This window comes from Kitasatospora sp. NPDC058048 (assembly GCF_042885555.1).
Taxonomy (GTDB): Bacteria; Actinomycetota; Actinomycetes; order Streptomycetales; family Streptomycetaceae; genus Kitasatospora; species Kitasatospora lactacystinica.
The window spans coordinates 261,559-278,028 of the sequence record NZ_JBHVRT010000004.1 but is presented as its reverse complement, the minus strand read 5'-3'; the positions used below and the strand labels follow the sequence as shown (position 1 = coordinate 278,028).

22 protein-coding genes are annotated in these 16,470 nt (G+C 68.7%); 1 reads left to right on the top strand and 21 read right to left on the bottom strand.

The annotated features are described in order from the left end of the window. Positions 1-91: 91 nt before the first annotated feature. Entirely contained in the window at positions 92-1,087 is a 996-nt protein-coding gene (gene coaA, locus ACFVVA_RS06725) for a type I pantothenate kinase (RefSeq protein WP_359897501.1), read from the top strand. A gap of 84 nt (positions 1,088-1,171) precedes the next feature. Here coaA and glmM read toward each other — a convergent pair whose 3' ends face one another. From glmM to rpsH, 21 genes are all read right to left on the bottom strand, one after another. Continuing rightward, complete coding sequence (glmM, locus tag ACFVVA_RS06720) at positions 1,172-2,536, bottom strand: phosphoglucosamine mutase (protein WP_359897502.1); 1,365 nt, start codon at positions 2,534-2,536, stop codon at positions 1,172-1,174. A gap of 165 nt (positions 2,537-2,701) precedes the next feature. Next, a complete protein-coding gene (gene rpsI / locus ACFVVA_RS06715; RefSeq protein WP_387686312.1) occupies positions 2,702-3,211 on the bottom strand; it encodes a 30S ribosomal protein S9 in 510 nt (169 codons plus the stop codon). Positions 3,212-3,256: 45 nt separating this feature from the next. Next, on the bottom strand, positions 3,257-3,700 hold the full coding sequence (rplM, locus tag ACFVVA_RS06710; RefSeq protein WP_030055846.1) for a 50S ribosomal protein L13: 444 nt from the start codon (positions 3,698-3,700) through the stop codon (positions 3,257-3,259). Between the two features lie 242 nt (positions 3,701-3,942). Continuing rightward, positions 3,943-5,601, bottom strand: coding sequence for an ABC-F family ATP-binding cassette domain-containing protein (locus ACFVVA_RS06705; RefSeq protein WP_387686310.1), 1,659 nt, complete (start codon positions 5,599-5,601; stop codon positions 3,943-3,945). A gap of 41 nt (positions 5,602-5,642) precedes the next feature. Then, entirely contained in the window at positions 5,643-6,554 is a 912-nt protein-coding gene (truA, locus tag ACFVVA_RS06700) for a tRNA pseudouridine(38-40) synthase TruA (RefSeq protein ID WP_380631384.1), read from the bottom strand. A gap of 82 nt (positions 6,555-6,636) precedes the next feature. Further along, positions 6,637-7,116, bottom strand: coding sequence for a 50S ribosomal protein L17 (gene rplQ / locus ACFVVA_RS06695; protein ID WP_359897505.1), 480 nt, complete (start codon positions 7,114-7,116; stop codon positions 6,637-6,639). Positions 7,117-7,243: 127 nt separating this feature from the next. Further along, positions 7,244-8,266, bottom strand: coding sequence for a DNA-directed RNA polymerase subunit alpha (locus ACFVVA_RS06690; RefSeq protein WP_049649049.1), 1,023 nt, complete (start codon positions 8,264-8,266; stop codon positions 7,244-7,246). 129 nt (positions 8,267-8,395) lie between these two features. Then, a complete protein-coding gene (gene rpsK, locus ACFVVA_RS06685) occupies positions 8,396-8,803 on the bottom strand; it encodes a 30S ribosomal protein S11 (protein ID WP_030232513.1) in 408 nt (135 codons plus the stop codon). A gap of 72 nt (positions 8,804-8,875) precedes the next feature. After that, positions 8,876-9,256 carry a 30S ribosomal protein S13 gene (gene rpsM, locus ACFVVA_RS06680; protein WP_350511311.1) on the bottom strand — a complete coding sequence of 127 codons (381 nt, stop codon included), beginning with the start codon at positions 9,254-9,256 and terminating at the stop codon, positions 8,876-8,878. Between the two features lie 176 nt (positions 9,257-9,432). Continuing rightward, positions 9,433-9,546 (bottom strand): 50S ribosomal protein L36, encoded by a 114-nt coding sequence (gene rpmJ, locus ACFVVA_RS06675; protein ID WP_003956441.1) that lies wholly within the window; start codon positions 9,544-9,546, stop codon positions 9,433-9,435. A gap of 32 nt (positions 9,547-9,578) precedes the next feature. Beyond that, positions 9,579-9,800 carry a translation initiation factor IF-1 gene (infA, locus tag ACFVVA_RS06670; protein ID WP_003956442.1) on the bottom strand — a complete coding sequence of 74 codons (222 nt, stop codon included), beginning with the start codon at positions 9,798-9,800 and terminating at the stop codon, positions 9,579-9,581. A gap of 194 nt (positions 9,801-9,994) precedes the next feature. Beyond that, entirely contained in the window at positions 9,995-10,420 is a 426-nt protein-coding gene (gene mscL, locus ACFVVA_RS06665; RefSeq protein ID WP_359897506.1) for a large conductance mechanosensitive channel protein MscL, read from the bottom strand. Positions 10,421-10,551: 131 nt separating this feature from the next. Continuing rightward, entirely contained in the window at positions 10,552-11,391 is an 840-nt protein-coding gene (gene map, locus ACFVVA_RS06660) for a type I methionyl aminopeptidase (protein WP_387686304.1), read from the bottom strand. A 117-nt stretch (positions 11,392-11,508) separates the two neighbouring features. Beyond that, on the bottom strand, positions 11,509-12,162 hold the full coding sequence (locus ACFVVA_RS06655; RefSeq protein ID WP_380538526.1) for an adenylate kinase: 654 nt from the start codon (positions 12,160-12,162) through the stop codon (positions 11,509-11,511). Then, positions 12,162-13,472: a preprotein translocase subunit SecY gene (gene secY, locus ACFVVA_RS06650; RefSeq protein WP_387686301.1), complete on the bottom strand. Its 1,311-nt coding sequence runs from the start codon at positions 13,470-13,472 to the stop codon at positions 12,162-12,164. The genes ACFVVA_RS06655 and secY overlap by 1 nt, the downstream gene beginning before the upstream one ends. 309 nt (positions 13,473-13,781) lie before the next feature. After that, on the bottom strand, positions 13,782-14,234 hold the full coding sequence (gene rplO / locus ACFVVA_RS06645; protein WP_255752515.1) for a 50S ribosomal protein L15: 453 nt from the start codon (positions 14,232-14,234) through the stop codon (positions 13,782-13,784). 2 nt (positions 14,235-14,236) lie between these two features. Next, positions 14,237-14,419 carry a 50S ribosomal protein L30 gene (gene rpmD, locus ACFVVA_RS06640; protein WP_030055835.1) on the bottom strand — a complete coding sequence of 61 codons (183 nt, stop codon included), beginning with the start codon at positions 14,417-14,419 and terminating at the stop codon, positions 14,237-14,239. After that, positions 14,419-15,042, bottom strand: a complete 624-nt coding sequence (rpsE, locus tag ACFVVA_RS06635; RefSeq protein WP_030055834.1) for a 30S ribosomal protein S5 — start codon at positions 15,040-15,042, stop codon at positions 14,419-14,421. The genes rpmD and rpsE overlap by 1 nt, the downstream gene beginning before the upstream one ends. A 48-nt stretch (positions 15,043-15,090) precedes the next feature. Further along, on the bottom strand, positions 15,091-15,474 hold the full coding sequence (gene rplR / locus ACFVVA_RS06630) for a 50S ribosomal protein L18 (RefSeq protein ID WP_030280785.1): 384 nt from the start codon (positions 15,472-15,474) through the stop codon (positions 15,091-15,093). Between the two features lie 3 nt (positions 15,475-15,477). Beyond that, complete coding sequence (rplF, locus tag ACFVVA_RS06625) at positions 15,478-16,017, bottom strand: 50S ribosomal protein L6 (RefSeq protein ID WP_030393304.1); 540 nt, start codon at positions 16,015-16,017, stop codon at positions 15,478-15,480. Positions 16,018-16,039: 22 nt separating this feature from the next. Further along, positions 16,040-16,447, bottom strand: a complete 408-nt coding sequence (gene rpsH, locus ACFVVA_RS06620) for a 30S ribosomal protein S8 (RefSeq protein WP_033824224.1) — start codon at positions 16,445-16,447, stop codon at positions 16,040-16,042. Between the last annotated feature and the right edge of the window lie 23 nt (positions 16,448-16,470).

The window sequence follows — 16,470 nt, the reverse complement described above, 5'->3', positions numbered from 1 at the left end:
AGCATAAGGGCGGTTCTGTGGCCGTTTCCCCTCGCGCGCGAACGCTGCGTGACCGACACCACAGCCACCGTGAGCGCCGCTACGGCTCACAATGGAGCATGTGCTGACCGAACTCTGTACGCGGGGCGCCGCCACGCCCGGCCCGTCGCCGTCCCCCTACGTCGACCTCAGCCGGGCCGAGTGGAGCGCGCTGCGCGAGCGTACGCCACTGCCGCTGACCGCCGAGGAGGTGGAACGGCTGCGCGGCCTCGGCACCGCCCTCGACCTGGACGAGGTCCGCGACGTCTACCTGCCGCTGTCGCGCCTGCTGAACCTGTACATCCACGCCACGCACGAGCTGCGCGGCACGCTGGGCACCTTCCTGGACACCCCGGACACCGAACGCACCCGCACCCCGTTCATCATCGGCGTGGCCGGCTCCGTGGCGGTCGGCAAGTCCACCACCGCCCGCCTGCTCCAGGCGCTGCTCGCCCGCTGGCCCGAGCACCCCCGGGTCGAGCTGGTCACCACCGACGGCTTCCTGCTCCCCAACGCCGAGCTGCGCCGGCGCGGCCTGATGGCTCGCAAGGGCTTCCCGGAGTCGTACGACCGCCGGGCGCTGATGCGCTTCGTCGCGGACGTGAAGGCGGGCAAGGAGCGGGTCAGCGCGCCGGTCTACTCGCACCTGGTGTACGACATCGTGCAGGGCGAGCGGCTGACCGTGGAGCGCCCGGACATCCTGATCGTCGAGGGGCTGAACGTGCTCCAGCCGGCCCTGCCCGGCTCCGACGGCCGCACCCGCCTCGCGGTGGCCGACTACTTCGACTTCTCGATCTACGTCGACGCCCGGACCGACGACATCGAGCACTGGTACCTGGACCGCTTCCGCAAGCTGCGGCAGACCGCCTTCCAGGACCCGAACTCCTACTTCCGCCGCTTCACCGAGGTGCCGGAGGAGGAGGCGATGGAGTACGGCCGGCAGGTCTGGCGCACCATCAACAAGCCCAACCTGCTGGAGAACGTGCTGCCGACCCGCGGCCGCGCCACCCTGATCCTCCAGAAGGGCTCGGACCACAAGGTCCGCCGGGCGCTGCTGCGCAAGCTCTGAACGCCCGCCGGGCACGACAGCGCCCGCCGGGCACGACACGAAGGGCCCCCGCGTCGCGCGGGGGCCCTTCGCCGTCTCCGGGGCTCAGCCCAGGTGGGTGCGCACCGCGTCGGCCAGCCGCTGCCCGACCGCCTCGGCCTGCGCCGGGTCGGCGGCCTCGACCATCACCCGGACCAGCGGCTCGGTGCCCGACGGGCGCAGCAGCACCCGGCCGGTGGAGCCCAGCTCGGCCTCGGCCGCGGCGACCGCCGCGGTCAGCTCGGTGCTGGTCCGCACCCGGGACTTGTCGACGCCCTTGACGTTGATCAGCACCTGCGGCAGCCGGGTCATCACGGCGGCCAGGTCGGCCAGCGGCTGCTTGGTGGCGGCCAGCCGGGCGCCCAGCATCAGGCCGGTCAGGGTGCCGTCGCCGGTGGTGGCGTGGTCCAGCAGGATCACGTGGCCGGACTGCTCGCCGCCCAGCGCGAAGCCGTGCTCCTTCATCGCCTCCAGCACGTAGCGGTCGCCGACGGCGGTCTCCACCAGCTCGATGCCCTCGCGCTCCATCGCCAGCTTGAAGCCGAGGTTGGACATCACGGTGGCCACCGCGGTGTTGCGGCGCAGGGTGCCGGCCTCCTTCATGGCGACCGCGAGGATCGCGATGATCTGGTCGCCGTCCACCTCGGCGCCCTCGGCGTCGGCGGCCAGGCAGCGGTCGGCGTCGCCGTCCAGGGCGATGCCCAGGTCGGCCTTGTGCTCCTTCATCGCGACCCGCAGCCGGTCCAGGTGGGTGGAGCCGACGCCGTCGTTGATGTTGAGGCCGGTGGGCTCGGCCCCCAGGGTGTGGACCACCTCGGCGCCGGCCCGGGCGAAGGCCTCGGGGGCGACGTAGGCGGCCGCGCCGTGGGCGCCGTCGATGACGACCTTGATGCCGTCCAGGCGGTTGGGCAGCACGCCGATCAGGTGGGCGACGTACTTGTCGAAGCCCTCGGTGTACTCGCGCACCCGGCCGACGGCCGCGCCGGTCGGACGGTTCCAGTCCTCGTCGCCGAGCGTGTGCTTGCGGTAGTGGGACTCGATCGCGTCCTCGATCCGGTCGTCCAGCTTGTGGCCGCCGCGGGCGAGGAACTTGATGCCGTTGTCCGGCATGGCGTTGTGGCTGGCGGACAGCATCACGCCGAAGTCGGCGCCGAGCGCGCCGGTGAGGTACGCCACGGCCGGGGTGGGCAGGACGCCGACCCGCAGGACGTCGACGCCGGCGCTCGCCAGACCGGCGATGACGGCGGCCTCCAGGAACTCGCCCGAGGCGCGCGGGTCACGGCCGACCACCGCGACCGGCCGGTGGCCGTCGAAGGCGCCGGCCTCGCCGAGCACATGGGCCGCCGCGACCGACAGGCCGAGCGCCAGCTCCGCCGTCAGGCCCTCGTTGGCCACCCCGCGCACGCCGTCCGTACCGAAGAGTCGTCCCACTGTCCCGTCCTCCATCACCACTGCTCGGAACCCAACCGAAGATCCCGGCCGCCGCACAGTAGCCGGGGAACACGTCGCCCCGGAGTACTCGAGGTACTCCGGGGCGACGGTTTCGCACAACCAGGGGGTGCGCCGCCAGGGCGGAGCGCACCCCCGGGGAGGCGATTAGCGCTTGCTGTACTGCGGCGCCTTGCGGGCCTTCTTCAGACCGGCCTTCTTGCGCTCGACGGCACGGGCGTCACGCATCAGGAAGCCGGCCTTCTTCAGGGCGGCGCGGTTGTTCTCCACGTCGGCCTCGTTCAGGGCACGGGCGACGCCGAGGCGCAGCGCGTAGGCCTGGCCGGAGGTGCCACCACCGCTGATGCGGGCGATGACGTCGTAACGGCCGTCCAGCTCAAGGAGCTTGAAGGGCTCGTTCACGGTCTGCTGGTGCACCTTGTTCGGGAAGTAACCCTCGAGGGTGCGACCGTTGATCTTCCACTGGCCGGTGCCGGGGACGATGCGCACGCGGGCGATCGCCTCCTTGCGACGGCCGAGGCCGGCGCCCGGGGTGGCCTCGCCGAAGCGGCCGGCCAGGGACTCGGAGGTGTAGCTCTCCTCGGAGGTGTACTCGCCCTCGACGGCCTCAACGGCCTCGTCGAAGTCGACCTCAAGGGTTTCAGTGGTCTCGGCCACGATGTTCCTCAGCTCTTTTCAGTGTTGGGGGGCTTGGTGGCCGAATTACTGCGCGACCTGGGTGATCTCGAACGGCACCGGCTGCTGGGCAGCGTGCGGGTGCTGGTCGCCCGAGTAGACCTTCAGCTTGGAGAGCATCTGGCGGCCCAGGCTGTTCTTGGGGATCATGCCCTTGATGGCCTTCTCGACGGCCTTCTCCGGGTTGTTCGCCAGCAGGTCGTCGTAGCGCACCGAGCGCAGACCGCCCGGGAAGCCCGAGTGGCGGTAGGCCAGCTTCTGGGTCTTCTTGTTACCGGACAGGTGCACCTTGTCGGCGTTGATGATGATGACGAAGTCACCAGTGTCAACGTGCGGCGCGTAGATCGCCTTGTGCTTGCCCCGGAGGAGGTTGGCGGCCTGGGAGGCCAGGCGGCCGAGCACGACGTCGGTCGCGTCGATGACGTGCCACTGACGCTGGACGTCGCCGGGCTTGGGGCTGTACGTACGCACGGTCGTAGCCTTCGCTTTTCAGTGAGTGAGTCCTGACAGGAGCACCCGGACGGCAGAGCAGCCTGGCCAACCTTGGACGCAATTCAAGGGGGACCGCTGGTCGACGACCTGATGTCTCCGGCGTACCGACCTCTCACGTGAGATAGAGCGAGCCAATACGCACATCAAGCGTCCAGGTTACCGGCCCGACCCTGAGGGGTCAAAAATCGGCTGGCCCCCTCCCGGTCGGGGCCGGTCGCGACTCAGCGTTCGCGCTCCACCCGGGTCACGTCCCAGACCGGCTCCGACGACTCGTACACCCGGCCGTCCGCCCCGAACACCAGGAAGCGGTCGAAGGTCCTGGCGAACCAGCGGTCGTGGGTGACGCACAGCACGGTGCCCTCGAAGGCCTCCAGGCCGGTCTGCAGGGCCTCGGCGCTCTCCAGGTCCAGGTTGTCGGTCGGCTCGTCGAGCAACAGGGCCGTCACGCCGGAGAGTTCGAGCTTGAGGATCATCAGCCGGGCCTGCTGCCCGCCGGACAGCGACTCGAACTTCTGCTCCTCCTGACGGTCCAGCTCGTAGCGGCGCAGCGCCCCCATCGCGGCGCCGCGGCTGAGCGCGTGCTCCTCCTCGACGATCGACCGCACGGTGCGGCCGAACAGCTCCGGGTGGGCGTGGGTCTGCCGGAAGTGGCCGGGGACGACCCGGGCGCCGAGCTTCCAGTTCCCGGTGTGCCCGACCGTCGTGTCACCGGCCAGCAGCCGCAGCAGGTGCGACTTGCCGGCGCCGTTGGCGCCCAGCACCGCGACCCGCTCACCGTAGAAGACCTCCAGGTCGAAGGGCTGCATCAGGCCGGTGAGCTCCAGCTGCTCCAGGGTGAAGGCGCGCATGCCGGTGCGCCCGCCCTTGAGCCGCATGGTGATGCTCTGCTCGCGCGGGGGCTCCTCGGGGCGGCCGGCCTCCTCGAACTTCTTCAGCCGGGTCTGGGCGGCGGCGTAGCGGGTGGCGAGCGCGTGGCTGACCGAGGCCGCCTGGCGCAGGGTGACGACCAGCTTCTTGAGCTTGGCGTGCTCCTCGTCCCAGCGCCGGCCCAGCTCCTCGAAGCGCGCGAAGCGGTCCTTGCGGGCCTCGTGGAAGCTGTCGAAGCCGCCGCCGTGCACCCAGACGCTGCTGCCGGCGGCGCCGGACTCGACGGCGATGATCTTGTCCGCGGTCTTCGAGAGCAGCTCGCGGTCGTGCGAGATGTACAGCACGGTCTTCGAGGTGGTCTTGATGGCCTCCTCCAGCCAGCGCTTGCCCGGGACGTCCAGGTAGTTGTCCGGCTCGTCGAGCAGCAGCACCTCCTCCGGGCCGCGCAGCAGCGCCTCCAGGACGAGCCGCTTCTGCTCGCCGCCGGAGAGGGTGTTCAGGCCCCGCCACTGGGCCTTGTCGAACGGCACCCCGAGGGCCGCCGTGGTGCAGACGTCCCAGTCCGTCTCGTAGTCGTAGCCGCCGACGTCGGCCCAGTCGGAGAGCGCCTGGGCGTAGGCCATCTGCGTCTTCTCGTCGTCCTGGGCGATCATCGCCAGCTCGGCGGCGTCCACCGCGCGGGCGGCCTTGGCGATCCGCTCGGGGGCGACCGACACCAGCAGGTCGCGCACCGAGGCGTCGGCCGGCAGCGCGCCGGGGGTGGACGACTGGTCCTCGCGGCCGGTGGTGCCGACGAACTGGCGCATCACGCCGAGCCCGCCGCTGATCGTCACCGAGCCGCCGTGCGGCTGGATGTCCCCCGCGATCATGCGCAGCAGGGTGGTCTTGCCGGCGCCGTTGGCACCGACCAGGGCGACCGCGGCGCCCTCTCCGACCCGGAAGGACGCGTCGTCGAACAACACGCGCCCGTCCGGCAGGTAGTACTCCAGGTGCGAAATCTCGACGTGTCCCATGGGAGCGATTCTCCCAAGCGGACGCGCCGTGCCAAAACGGATTACCCGACGGCCGGCTGCCCGGGCAGGGTCCGCATCCGCCGGGCCGCCCGGTTGCGCTCGGCCAGCTGGTCGTCCGGCGGGTAGCCGACCTCCTCCAGCGTGAGCCCGTACGGCCGGATCACGTTGACGGCGGAGTTGCGCACCCCGCCCGCCAGCACCTCGCCGGGGAACTCCACCGGCCGGTGCCCGTCGCCGACCAGCAGCATCGCGCCGACCAGCGCCCGGACCATGTTGTGGCAGAAGGCGTCGGCCCGGACGGTGGCGACCGCGAGCGAGCCCTCCTGGGCGGCGTAGGAGTCCACCGGGACGCGGTCCCAGTGCAGCTCCAGCAGGGTGCGGATGGTGGTGGCGCCCTCGCGCTTCTTGCAGTACGCGGCGAAGTCGTGCTCGCCGAGCAGCAGCTTCGCCGCGGCGTTCATCCGGTCCACGTCGAGCGGGCGGTCGTGCCAGAGCACGTGGCCGCGCAGCAGCGGGTCCACCCCGCCGGGGTGGTCGGCGACGCGGTACGCGTACCGGCGCCAGACCGCCGAGAAGCGGGCGTCGAACCCGGCCGGGGCCTCGCCGACCCGGTAGATCCGGACGTCCCCGGGCAGCCGGCCCGCCAGCCGGCGCAGCAGCTTCTCCCGGTGCGCCTCCCACAGCTCGGCCGGCAGGTCGACGTGGGCGACCTGGCCGCGGGCGTGCACCCCGGCGTCGGTGCGGCCGGCCACGGTCAGCGGGAACAGTTCGGGGCTGCGGGTGACGATCTGCAGCGCGGTCTCGATCTCCTCCTGGACCGTCCGGCGGCCGCCCTTCTGGCGGGCCCAGCCGGAGAACTCGGCGCCCTGGTAGGCGAGGTCGAGCCGGACCCGGACGTACCCGTCGGCCGGGCCGTCCTTCACCGGCGGCTGCTCGGCGCAATCGTTGACCACTGCTTCTCACATCTCCCGGGGATGAGGAACGGGCCCGCTCCCCCACTGCTGGGGAAACGGGCCCGCGGAACACCTAGAGGCGTCAGGCCTGCTCGGCGGCCTCGGCCTCGTCGGCCTTGGTCTCGACGGCAGCGGCCTCGTCGGCCTCCTTGACGGCGCGCTTGGTGGCGGCCTCGGCCTCGCCGACGGCGGTCTGCGCGACGGTCAGCGCCTCGACCAGCTCGATCACGGCCATCGGGGCGTTGTCGCCACGACGGGGACCGATCTTGGTGATGCGGGTGTAGCCACCCGGGCGGTTCTCGTAGCGCGGCGCGATCTCGGTGAAGAGGGTGTGCAGCACCGAGATGTCGGTGATGGTCTTGCGCACCAGGCGACGGTTGTGGATGTCGCCCTTCTTCGCCTTGGTGATCAGCTTCTCCGCCAGCGGGCGCATCCGACGGGCCTTGGCCTCGGTCGTGGTGATGCGGCCGTACTGGAACAGCTCCCGGCACAGACCGGCGAGCAGCAGCGGCTCGTGGTGCGGGCCGCCGCCGAGGCGGGCACCCTTGGTGGGACGCGGCATGGATTTCTCCTTGGATCTCCGACTACGGCCGTATCAGGTACCGCAGCGGGCGTACGGGCACTGTTGCCCGTACGACTTTCACGACGACGGGGGCGGCTCCGTGGAACCGCCCCCGCGGCCAATTCTCTTAGTACTGCTCGGTCTCGGCGAAGTGCGAGTCGTCGAGGTCGTCGGCGCCGAAGGCGTCGGCGGCAGCGGTCGGGTCGAACCCGGGCGGGCTGTCCTTGAGGGCCAGGCCCATGCCGGCCAGCTTCGCCTTGACCTCGTCGATCGACTTCGCACCGAAGTTGCGGATGTCGAGCAGGTCGGCCTCGGAGCGGGCGACGAGCTCACCCACGGTGTGGATGCCCTCGCGCTTGAGGCAGTTGTAGGAGCGGACGGTGAGCTCCAGCTCCTCGATCGGCAGCGCCAGGTCGGCGGCCAGGGCGGCGTCCGTCGGGGACGGGCCCATGTCGATGCCCTCGGCGTCGATGTTCAGCTCGCGGGCGAGACCGAACAGCTCGACCAGGGTCTTGCCGGCCGAGGCCATGGCGTCGCGCGGACGCATGGCGGGCTTGGTCTCGACGTCGACGATCAGCTTGTCGAAGTCGGTCCGCTGCTCGACACGGGTGGCCTCGACCTTGTAGGTGACCTTCAGCACGGGGCTGTAGATCGAGTCGACCGGGATGCGGCCGATCTCCTGGCCGGAGGCCTTGTTCTGGACGGCGGAGACGTAGCCGCGACCGCGCTCGACGGTCAGCTCCATCTCCAGCTTGCCCTTGCCGTTCAGCGTGGCGAGGACCAGCTCGGGGTTGTGCACCTCGACACCCGCCGGCGGGGCGATGTCGGCGGCGGTGACGACACCCGGGCCCTGCTTGCGCAGGTACATCACGACCGGCTCGTCGTGCTCCGAGGAGACGACCAGCTGCTTGATGTTGAGGATGAGGTCGGTCACGTCCTCCTTGACGCCCGGCACGGTGGTGAACTCGTGCAGGACGCCGTCGATGCGGATGCTGGTGACAGCGGCACCCGGGATCGACGACAGGAGCGTGCGGCGCAGGGAGTTGCCGAGGGTGTAGCCGAAGCCCGGCTCCAGCGGCTCGATCACGAACCGGGAGCGGAACTCGTCGACGACCTCTTCGGTCAGCGAGGGACGCTGAGCGATAAGCATGGGGGAAATCCTCCGGTTGTCTTCGGCACCCACTATTTGATGCCGACAGGACCAAGCGTACGGGCTCCCGTGGAGAACGGGAGCCCGTACGAGGTTTAAAACATCACCTGCGTGCCCGAAGGCGCTGCGTCAGACGCGGCGGCGCTTCGGCGGACGGCAGCCGTTGTGCGGGGTGGGGGTGACGTCCTGGATCGAGCCGACCTCCAGGCCGGTGGCCTGGAGCGAACGGATCGCGGTCTCGCGGCCGGAGCCCGGACCCTTCACGAAGACGTCAACCTTGCGCATGCCGTGCTCCTGCGCGCGACGGGCAGCGGCCTCGGCGGCCATCTGCGCGGCGAACGGGGTCGACTTGCGCGAGCCCTTGAAGCCGACGTGGCCGGCAGAGGCCCAGGAGATCACGTTGCCCGCGGGGTCGGTGATCGAAACGATGGTGTTGTTGAACGTGCTCTTGATGTGCGCGTGGCCGTGAGCGACGTTCTTCTTTTCCTTGCGGCGGATCTTCTTCGCGCCGGCAGCCTGACGACCCTTGGGGGGCATAAGTCTGTTCTCCTACTGAGGTGGTCGGTCCGCTGACCCGCGGGCCGGAGGGATGTCCGGTTACGGGACGGACTACTTCTTGCCCGGCTTCTTCTTACCGGCGATCGCGCGACGCGGGCCCTTGCGGGTACGCGCGTTGGTGTGGGTGCGCTGGCCGCGGACCGGCAGGCCACGGCGGTGACGCAGACCCTCGTAGCAGCCGATCTCGACCTTGCGGCGGATGTCGGCGGCCACCTCACGGCGGAGGTCACCCTCGACCGTGTAGTTGGCGTCGATGTACTGACCCAGCTTGACCAGGTCGTCCTCGGTGATGTCGCGGACGCGGACGTCCGGGTTCACACCGGTCTCGGCCAGGGTCTGCTGGGCGCGGGTACGGCCGATGCCGTACACGTAGGTGAGGGCGATCTCGATCCGCTTCTCACGGGGGAGATCAACGCCGGCGAGGCGTGCCATTCAAGGCTCCTGTGCTTTTTCAGAGGTCTTGCGTGCTACCTACTCCGACACCTCACGGTGAGGGAGCCCCGGCCTCTGACCGGGGGTGGCAGTCCGTTCCGGACGGAACGGATCGGGCAGCCCGCTTATGACGTTTTCGCGTCGCGCGAAGTACTACGAGAAATGCTGGGGAGAGATCAGCCCTGGCGCTGCTTGTGGCGCAGGTTGTCGCAGATCACCATGACCCGGCCGTGACGGCGGATCACCTTGCACTTGTCGCAGATCTTCTTGACGCTCGGCTTGACCTTCATGTTCAGGTTCTCCGGGTCTAGATCTGACGTTCTTACTTGTAGCGGTAGACGATCCGCCCGCGCGTGAGGTCGTAGGGGCTGAGCTCCACGACGACCCGGTCGTCCGGCAGGATGCGGATGTAGTGCATGCGCATCTTGCCACTGATGTGCGCGAGGACCTTGTGACCGTTCTGCAGCTCGACCTTGAACATCGCGTTCGGCAGAGACTCGATCACGGTGCCCTCGATCTCAATGGCGCCTTGCTTCTTAGCCATGAACTGCGAGATCCACCTTCCGGGACCGGCTACCGTATGCGGAACGCTCGTGCGAACCTGGGTTCACCCCTCCCCCGGGGGGAAGAGGGCGCGCTGAAGCACGCTACGAGTGAGCCGACGGTCCATCCTACGCCAGCGCGTCCGACGGACCAAAACGGGGGTCCCGGAAAGCGGTCACCGTCACACCCGTCGCGTCAGGCCTTGGCGACGACCACCAGCGGCTCGACGTGGGCGGTGCAGGCCGAGCAGCGGCGGGCGGCCTCGGGGATCTCGGTCAGGCACTCGGGGCAGGGACGCTTCGGCGTCTTCGGCTTCTTCGGCATGTAGCGCGCGGTCGCCTTGGTGATCGGCAGCACCACGCAGAAGTACAGCACCGCGGCGGTCATGAAGAACGCGATCAGCACGTTGAGGAACTGCCCGTACGGGAAGGTCACCCCCGCGATGTGCGCCTTGTACGAGCTGAAGTCGCCGGCCGCACCGACCACCACGCCCACCAGCGGGGTGAGGAAGGCGGACACGAAGCCGGTCACCACCGCGGTGAACGCGGCACCGATGACCACACCGACCGCCATGTCGACGACGTTGCCGCGCATCATGAAGTCGCGGAATCCCTTGAGCACGTACTCTCTCCTGCTCGCTCGTAAGCCACTACAGACCCTGCCAGCCGATAAAAATAGGACAAAAGCCCTGGAGGTCCAAACCTCCAGGGCTCTGATCCCTTGTCAGCAGCGGCAGTTGAGCGCCGTGGCGACTACGCGAGGGGGTCCGGAGCTGCGGTGATGCCCAGCTTGGCCAGTTCGGCCTTGCCGCCGTCGAAGGCGGTCAGCACCAGCGGGCCCTGCTCGGTGACGGCCACCGAGTGCTCCCAGTGCGAGGCCCAGGTGCCGTCGTTGGTGACGACCGTCCACTCGTCGTCCAGCACGGTGGTGTGCGGGGTGCCGAGCGACACCATCGGCTCGATCGCGAGCACGGTGCCGGGGACCAGCTTCGGGCCCTTGCCGCGGCCGCGCTCGACGTAGTTCAGCACGTGCGGCTCCATGTGCATCGCGGTGCCGATGCCGTGGCCGCCGTAGCCCTCGGTGATGCCCCACTTGCCCTTCGGCGGCAGCGGCTGGCGACGGATGAAGCCCTCGATCGCCTTGGAGACGTCCACCAGGCGGTTGTTCTTCTTCATCTGGGCGATGCCGGCCCACATCGAGCCCTCGGTGACCCGGCTCAGCATCTCGACCTCCGGGCGGACCTCGCCGACCGCCACCGTGATGGCCGAGTCGCCGTGCCAGCCGTCCAGGATGGCGCCGCAGTCGATCGAGATGACGTCACCCTCCTGGAGCACCCGCTCGCCGGGGATGCCGTGCACGACCTCGTTGTTCACCGAGGCGCAGATCACGCCCGGGAACCAGAGCCCGCCATGGTGGGCCCGGAAGTTCGAGGTGGCACCGTGGCCGGTGATGACCTTGTCCGCGACGTCGTTGAGCTCCTGGGTGGTCACCCCGGGGACGACCGCCTCGCGACAGGCCTTCAGGGCCTCGGCGACGACCAGCCCGGCCGCTCGCATCTTCGCGATCTGCTCGGGGGTCTTGATCTCCACCATCTGGTCACGCCTTCCAAGTCCGGATTACCACTGCTACCACCGTACGACGCCGAAACGGCCGGGCCACCCGCGAGGGGCGGGCGACCCGGCCGTACCGTCGTACGTTCGCCGAGAGACTCAGCTGTCCTGCTTCAGCGCCTCGATGGCGCGGGAGGTGACCTCGTCCACCTTGCCGAGGGCCGGGATGGTCACCAGCAGCCCCTGCTCCTTGTAGTAGCCGATGATCGGCTCGGTCTCCGTGTGGTAGACCTCCAGGCGGGTGCGCACCGCTGCCTCGGTGTCGTCCGAGCGCTGGTAGAGCTCGCCACCGCACTCGTCGCAGACACCCTCCTCCTTCGGCGGGTTGTACGCGACGTGGAACACGTGGCTGCCGTTCTTGCGGCACAGGCGACGGCCCGCGATCCGCTTGACGACCTCGTCCTCGGGGACCTCCAGGTCCAGGACGCCGTCCAGCTTGATGCCCTTCTCGGCGAGGAACTCGTCGAGCGCCTCGGCCTGGCCGAGGTTGCGGGGGAAGCCGTCGAGCAGGAAGCCGTTCTCGGCGTCCGCCTGGAGCATGCGGTCCTTGGCCATCCCGATGGTGACCTCGTCCGGTACCAGGCGGCCTGCGTCCATGTAGCCCTTGGCCTCGAGCCCCAGCGGGGTGCCCTGGCCGATGTTGGCACGGAACAGGTCGCCGGTGGAGATGTGCGGGATGGACAGGGTCTTGGCGAGCAGGTGCGCCTGAGTACCCTTCCCGGCCCCGGGAGGACCAACGAGGACGATACGCATCAGCGGAGGAACCCTTCGTAATTGCGCTGCTGGAGCTGGCTCTCGATCTGCTTCACAGTTTCGAGTCCGACGCCGACGACGATGAGCACGCTGGTGCCGCCGAACGGGAAGTTGGTCTGCTGTCCGAAGGCGACCAGGGCGATCATCGGGATCAACGCGATCAGGCCCAGGTAGAGCGAACCCGGCCACGTGATACGGGTCAGCACGTAGTTCAGGTACTCGGCCGTCGGTCGGCCGGCCCGGATACCCGGGATGAACCCACCATACTTCTTCATGTTGTCGGCAACTTCTTCGGGGTTGAAGGAGATGGCGACGTAGAAGAACGCGAAGAAGACGATCAGCAGGAAGTAGGTGGCCATGTAGATCGGGTGGTCACCCTTGACGAAGTTCGTCCGGATCCACGTGGCCCAGCCTGCCTGGCTGTTGGTCAGCTGGACCACCAGGGCGGGGATGTACAGCAGCGACGAGGCGAAGATGACCGGGATGACACCGGCCTGGTTCACCTTGAGCGGGATGTAGGTCGAGGTCCCGCCGAACGCCCGGCGCCCGATCATCCGCTTCGCGTACTGGACCGGGATCCGGCGCTGGGCCTGCTCGACGAAGATGACCAGCATCACGACGATGACGCCGACCGCGACCACCGAGAGGAACTCGACCCAGCCGCCGCCGATGGTGCCGGACTGCTTGATCGCCCACATCGAGGACGGGAACTGGGCCGCGATCGAGGTGAAGATCAGCAGCGACATGCCGTTGCCGATGCCGCGGTCGGTGATCAGCTCGCCGAGCCACATGATGACCGTCGTGCCGGCGGTCATGGTGAGCACCATGACCGCGATCCGGAACACGCCGGTGTCCGGGACGATCTCGTTGGCCAGCGGGCAGCCGGAGAACAGCGCACCGCTGGAGGCCGTCGCCACGATGCCGGTGCCCTGGAGCACGGCGAGCGCGATGGTCAGGTAGCGGGTGTACTGGGTGATCTTGGCCTGGCCGGCCTGTCCCTCCTTCTTCAGCATCTCCAGTCGCGGGATCACGACGGTGAGGAGCTGGAGGATGATGCTCGCCGTGATGTACGGCATGATGCCGAGGGCGAAGATCGTCAGCTGGAGGAGCGCGCCACCGCTGAACAGGTTGACGAGTCCGAAGAGGCCGCTGTTCTTGGTCTCCTTCACGCACTCGTTCACGGCCGTGAAGCTCACGCCCGGGATCGGGATGTGCGAGCCCAGGCGGAACAGCACCATGATGCCCAGCGTGAACAGCAGCTTCTTGCGCAGGTCGGGCGTCTGGAACGCCCGCGCGAACGCACTGAGCACGGTGCCTCCTGCGCCTCCCGCGCGTCGTCGGCGGGAGGGTCGGTCCTGAATGGGGAGTTTGCGGTTCGGGCCCCCGTACAGACGGCACAGGCGAGCCTACGCGCAGCCTACAAGGGAACTCCACGGACTCTAACAGTGCGCAGCCACTCGGAAGAAGCGCGTACCGCCCCTCCCCCACTCATGGGGTACGGGATGCCCGGGTTTGCCACACAAAAGAACGAGCGCCGTCCGGCCGGATATCCCCGGGAACGGCACGAGCCCCGCACCTCCCGGAGGAGGTGCGGGGCTCGAAGCCGGTTGTCAGCGGGCTCAGACGAGCTCGGTGACCGTACCGCCGGCGGCGGTGATCTTCTCGGCGGCCGAGCCGGAGACGGCGTCGACCGTCACCTGCAGGGCAACCGAGATCTCGCCGGTGCCGAGCACCTTGACGAGGGAGTTCTTGCGAACCGCGCCCTTGGCGACCAGGTCCTCGACCGTGACCTCTCCACCCTGCGGGTAGAGCTCGGCCAGCTTGTCGAGGTTGACGACCTGGAAGGTGATCTTGAACGGGTTCTTGAAACCCTTCAGCTTCGGCAGGCGCATGTGGAGCGGCATCTGGCCACCCTCGAAGCGCTGCGGAACCTGGTAGCGGGCCTTCGTGCCCTTGGTACCACGACCAGCGGTCTTACCCTTGGAGCCCTCACCACGACCCACGCGGATCTTGTCGGTCTTGGCACCCGGGGCGGGACGCAGGTTGTGGATCTTGATCGGGTTGTCGCCCATGATCAGTCCACCTCCTCAACCGTCACCAGGTGACGGACCGTGTGGGCCATCCCGCGAATCTCGGGACGGTCCTCCTTGACCACCACGTCGTGCATGCGCTTGAGACCAAGCGAACGCAGGGTGTCACGGTGGTTCTGCTTGCTGCCGATGTACGACTTGGTCTGCGTGATCTTCAGGCGAGCCATCAGGCGCTCACCCCAGCAGCACGCGCCCGCAGCAGAGCGGCGGGGGCCACGTCCTCCAGCGGCAGACCACGACGGGCGGCGATCTCCTCGGGGCGCACGAGGCCCTTCAGAGCGGCCACGGTGGCGTGCACGATGTTGATCGCGTTGTCCGAGCCGAGCGACTTCGACAGGATGTCGTGGATGCCGGCGCACTCCAGGACGGCGCGCACCGGACCACCGGCGATAACACCGGTACCGGGGGCGGCGGGCTTCAGCAGCACGACGCCGGCGGCCTTCTCACCCTGGATCGGGTGCGGGATGGTGCCCTGGATACGGGGGACCTTGAAGAAGTTCTTCTTGGCCTCCTCAACACCCTTGGCGATGGCGGCCGGAACCTCCTTCGCCTTGCCGTAACCGACACCCACGGTGCCGTCACCGTCGCCCACCACGACCAGCGCGGTGAAGCTGAAGCGACGACCACCCTTGACAACCTTGGCGACACGGTTGATCGCGACGACGCGCTCGACGTAAGCGGTCTTCTCGACGGCGGGGGCGTTGCCCCGGTCGTCACGCTTACGGTCGCGCCGCTCGCCACCGCCGGTGCCACCGCCGGCGCCGCTACCGCGGCGCTGGGGTCCAGCCATTGGAATTACCTCTCTCGTTTACGTCCGTCGACAGAGTCGACGAGCGGCTTAGAAGTCGAGCCCGGCCTCGCGAGCCGCGTCCGCCAGGGCGGCGATGCGGCCGGCGTACCGGTTGCCCGCGCGGTCGAAGACGACCGACTCGATGCCGGCGGCCTTGGCGCGCTCGGCGACCAGGCTCCCGACCTTCTTGGCCAGCTCGGTCTTGTCGCCCTCGGCGCCCTTGATGGACACGTCGAGGGTGGACGCCGACGCCAGGGTGTGACCCTTGGCGTCGTCGATGACCTGGGCGACCATGTGACGGTTCGAGCGCGTCACGACGAGGCGCGGACGCACCTCGGTGCCGACGACGCGCTTGCGAACGCGGATCGCGCGGCGCTTGCGAGCGGCGCTCTTGTAGGCGTTGCCCTTGCCGATCTTGACAGAGACACTCATCGCTTACTTACCACTCTTTCCGACCTTGCGGCGGATGACCTCGCCCGCGTACTTGACACCCTTGGCCTTGTACGGGTCCGGCTTGCGCAGCTTGCGGATCTTCGCGGCGACCTCGCCGACCTTCTGCTTGTCGATGCCGTCCACGTGGAACTTGGTGGCCGACTCGACGACGAAGGAGATGCCCTCCGGCGCCTCGACGAGGATCGGGTGGCTGTAGCCCAGCTGGAACTCCATGTCGGAGCCCTTCGCCAGAACTCGGTAGCCGACACCGCTGATCTCCAGCGACTTGCGGTAGCCCGCGGTCACGCCGGTGATCATGTTCGCCACCAGCGTGCGGGTCAGGCCGTGCAGGGCCTTCGACTGACGCTCGTCGTTGGGGCGGGTGACAGCCAGAATGCCGTCCTCGCCCTTGCCGATCTCGATCGGCGCGGCGACGACGTGGGTGAGGGAGCCCTTCGGGCCCTTCACCGAGACCGTCTGGCCATCGATGGTGACGTCCACGCCAGCGGGGACCTGGATGGGCAGCCGTCCAATGCGCGACATTGCTGTACCTCCGTTTCCCGAATTACCAGACGTAGGCGAGAACTTCTCCGCCTACGCCCTTCTTGGCGGCCTGCTTGTCGGTCAGGAGGCCGGAGGACGTGGAGATGATCGCCACGCCCAGGCCGCCGAGAACCTTCGGCAGGTTGGTGGACTTTGCGTAAACACGCAGACCCGGCTTGCTGATGCGCTTGATGCCGGCGATGGAGCGCTCACGGTTGGGGCCGAACTTGAGCTCGATGGTCAGCTTCTTGCCGACCTCGCCCTCGACGGGCTCCTCAACCTTGTAGGAGGAGATGTACCCCTCCTGCTGCAGGATCTCGGCGACGTGCGCCTTGATCTTGCTGGCCGGCATCGCCACGGTGTCGTGGTACGCCGAGTTCGCGTTACGCAGACGCGTGAGCATGTCTGCGATGGGGTCGGTCATGGTCATGATGGCCTCAGGCCTCTCTCGCC

What these genes read in the sequence shown, in the direction of transcription:
- coaA (WP_359897501.1), top strand. Translation starts at nt 92, where the DNA reads ATGGAGCATGTGCTGACCGAACTCTGTACGCGGGGCGCCGCCACGCCC.
- ACFVVA_RS06705 (WP_387686310.1), bottom strand. Translation starts at nt 5,601, where the DNA reads ATGGGACACGTCGAGATTTCGCACCTGGAGTACTACCTGCCGGACGGG.
- rplQ (WP_359897505.1), bottom strand. Translation starts at nt 7,116, where the DNA reads ATGCCGCGTCCCACCAAGGGTGCCCGCCTCGGCGGCGGCCCGCACCAC.
- ACFVVA_RS06690 (WP_049649049.1), bottom strand. Translation starts at nt 8,266, where the DNA reads ATGCTTATCGCTCAGCGTCCCTCGCTGACCGAAGAGGTCGTCGACGAG.
- rpsK (WP_030232513.1), bottom strand. Translation starts at nt 8,803, where the DNA reads ATGCCCCCCAAGGGTCGTCAGGCTGCCGGCGCGAAGAAGATCCGCCGC.
- rpsM (WP_350511311.1), bottom strand. Translation starts at nt 9,256, where the DNA reads ATGGCACGCCTCGCCGGCGTTGATCTCCCCCGTGAGAAGCGGATCGAG.
- rpmJ (WP_003956441.1), bottom strand. Translation starts at nt 9,546, where the DNA reads ATGAAGGTCAAGCCGAGCGTCAAGAAGATCTGCGACAAGTGCAAGGTG.
- infA (WP_003956442.1), bottom strand. Translation starts at nt 9,800, where the DNA reads ATGGCTAAGAAGCAAGGCGCCATTGAGATCGAGGGCACCGTGATCGAG.
- map (WP_387686304.1), bottom strand. Translation starts at nt 11,391, where the DNA reads ATGGTGGAGATCAAGACCCCCGAGCAGATCGCGAAGATGCGAGCGGCC.
- ACFVVA_RS06655 (WP_380538526.1), bottom strand. Translation starts at nt 12,162, where the DNA reads ATGCGTATCGTCCTCGTTGGTCCTCCCGGGGCCGGGAAGGGTACTCAG.
- rplO (WP_255752515.1), bottom strand. Translation starts at nt 14,234, where the DNA reads ATGGGCGACAACCCGATCAAGATCCACAACCTGCGTCCCGCCCCGGGT.
- rpmD (WP_030055835.1), bottom strand. Translation starts at nt 14,419, where the DNA reads ATGGCTCGCCTGAAGATCACGCAGACCAAGTCGTACATCGGCAGCAAG.
- rpsE (WP_030055834.1), bottom strand. Translation starts at nt 15,042, where the DNA reads ATGGCTGGACCCCAGCGCCGCGGTAGCGGCGCCGGCGGTGGCACCGGC.
- rplR (WP_030280785.1), bottom strand. Translation starts at nt 15,474, where the DNA reads ATGAGTGTCTCTGTCAAGATCGGCAAGGGCAACGCCTACAAGAGCGCC.
- rplF (WP_030393304.1), bottom strand. Translation starts at nt 16,017, where the DNA reads ATGTCGCGCATTGGACGGCTGCCCATCCAGGTCCCCGCTGGCGTGGAC.
- rpsH (WP_033824224.1), bottom strand. Translation starts at nt 16,447, where the DNA reads ATGACCATGACCGACCCCATCGCAGACATGCTCACGCGTCTGCGTAAC.